Annotated in this window: 2 protein-coding genes; both read right to left on the bottom strand. The window is 74.6% G+C overall.

Annotated features, from left to right (window positions below; genetic code table 11):
• The coding region (locus tag ACWJ6R_RS35500; protein WP_449066408.1) for an isoprenylcysteine carboxyl methyltransferase family protein at positions 1 to 554 on the bottom strand (554 nt) is incomplete at its 3' end.
• 12 nt (positions 555 to 566) lie between these two features.
• On the bottom strand, positions 567 to 1,682 hold the full coding sequence (locus tag ACWJ6R_RS35495; protein WP_449066407.1) for a type III polyketide synthase: 1,116 nt from the start codon (positions 1,680 to 1,682) through the stop codon (positions 567 to 569).
• Between the last annotated feature and the right edge of the window lie 247 nt (positions 1,683 to 1,929).

Here is a 1,929-nt window from a genome sequence, read left to right as displayed (position 1 = left end):
ACCGGGCGCGTGGAGCCGGAACAGCAGCGGGAGGCGAGCGCCGCCAGCGCGGCGTCCTCGCACCGGATCCGGACCGCCATCAGTACGGCGTTGCAGGCCGTGAAGACCGCGGCGGTGACCCATGCCCCGTGCACCAGGGGGAGCGCCGCCCCCTCCACGGCCACCGCCACGTAGTTGGGGTGGCGCAGGAACCGGTAGGGGCCGCCGGTGACCGCCGCCAGACCCGGCACCACGACCACCTGGGTGTTCCACTGCGGTCCCAGGGTGGTGATGCACCACCAGCGCAGCGCCTGCGCGGCGAGCACCAGGGCCAGCATCGGCCAGCCGAGCGCCGGGACGAAGGGCCGGCCGGACAGGCCCGCCTCCACCAGGCAGGCGGCCAGCAGGCCCGTGTGCAGGAGCACCATCCACGGATAGTGCCCGCGGCCGGAGACCACTCCGCCGCGGGCCAGGCTCCACCGCAGGTTGCGGCGGGCGACGACCAGCTCGGCGAGCCGCTCGACGGCGACGAGCAGCACCAGCAGCAGGTACCACGACGAAAGCTGCCACGACATCCTGGCCACCCCCTACCAGCGCAGCAGGACGAGTTCGGAGCAGAAGCCGGGGCCCATCGCGATGATCAGGCCCGGCGTGCCCGGCGGCGGCCGCAGGGCGATCGTGTCCCGCAGGACGTGCAGCACCGAGGAGGAGGAGAGGTTCCCGACGCCGGCCAGGGAGCGCCGGGTGACGTCGAGCGCGCCGGCCGGGAGCCGGAGCGCCTCGGAGACGGCCTCCAGGACCTTCGGCCCTCCGGGATGGCACACCCACGCCGTGACGTCCCCGGAGGTCAGGCCGTGGTCGGCCAGGAAACCGTGCACGTCCTCGGCCAGGTAGGTCCTGACCACGTCGGGGACGCTCGCGTCGAGCACCACCCGGAAGCCGGTGTCGCCGACCTCCCAGCCCATCACCCGCTCGGAGCCGGGGTACAGGCGGCTGCGGGTGGCGACCACCTCGGGTCCCCGTACCGGTCCCCCGGCAGGCCCCCGTCCCGATCCTTCTGCCGAGCCCCGTCCGGGCCCCCGCGACGGAGGCTCGTGCCCGTCCCCGCAGAGCACCACCGCGGCCGCGCCGTCACCGAACAGCGCCGAGGCCACCAGGTTGGCGACCGAGGCGTCCCCGCGCTGCAGGGTCAGGGAGCACAGCTCGACCGAGAGCAGCACGGCCACGTGGCCGGGCCAGCCGCGCAGGTAGTCGTGGACGCGGGCGATCCCGGCCGCCCCGGCGACGCAGCCGAGGCCGAAGACCGGCACCCGCTTGACGTCCGGGCGCAGTCCCAGCCGGCCCGCCAGGCGGGCCTCGATCGAGGGCGCGGCGACGCCCGTCACGGACGTGCACATGATCATGTCGACGTCCTCCGGGGCGAGCCCCGCCTCCTCCAGCGCGCCGCTCACCGCCTGGGCGCCCAGCTCGAGCGCGGTGTCGATGAAGACGTCGTTGGCCGCTCCGAAACCGTCGAGCTTGTCGTACCGGTCGAGCGGCAGACTCAGGTGGCGGTGGCCGACCCCCGCGCTCGCGTGGAACCGGTTCAGGAGCGAGCGGTCGGTTCCCTCGGGCAGGCACAGCCGCGCGAACGCGTCCGTGATCTCCTCCTGGGAGTGGCGGTTGGGGGGCAGCACGCCGTGGACGGCGGTGATACGGCTCAATCTGGACGCTCCCGGCTCGCGGAGGGGGACTACCTGATCTCTGCCCGCGAGGGCGGGCGCCATGCTTCACCGAGCCGATCACCGGCGTCTAGGATCGCGTCCGTGACGACGAGCGGGACATCGCGCGGTGAGAGCCGCCCCCGACTTGCGGCGCTCCTGTCCGGACTGGTGCGGGCCTGCCACCCCGGGCCGACCGTCGCGGTCACCGTGCTGACGGCCGCGCTGGCCGCGGCGAGCGGGCGCGACG

This window comes from Planomonospora algeriensis, from assembly GCF_977012225.1.
The sequence above is the reverse complement of the archived record's forward strand: the minus strand, read 5'-3'. Positions and strand labels throughout refer to the sequence as shown.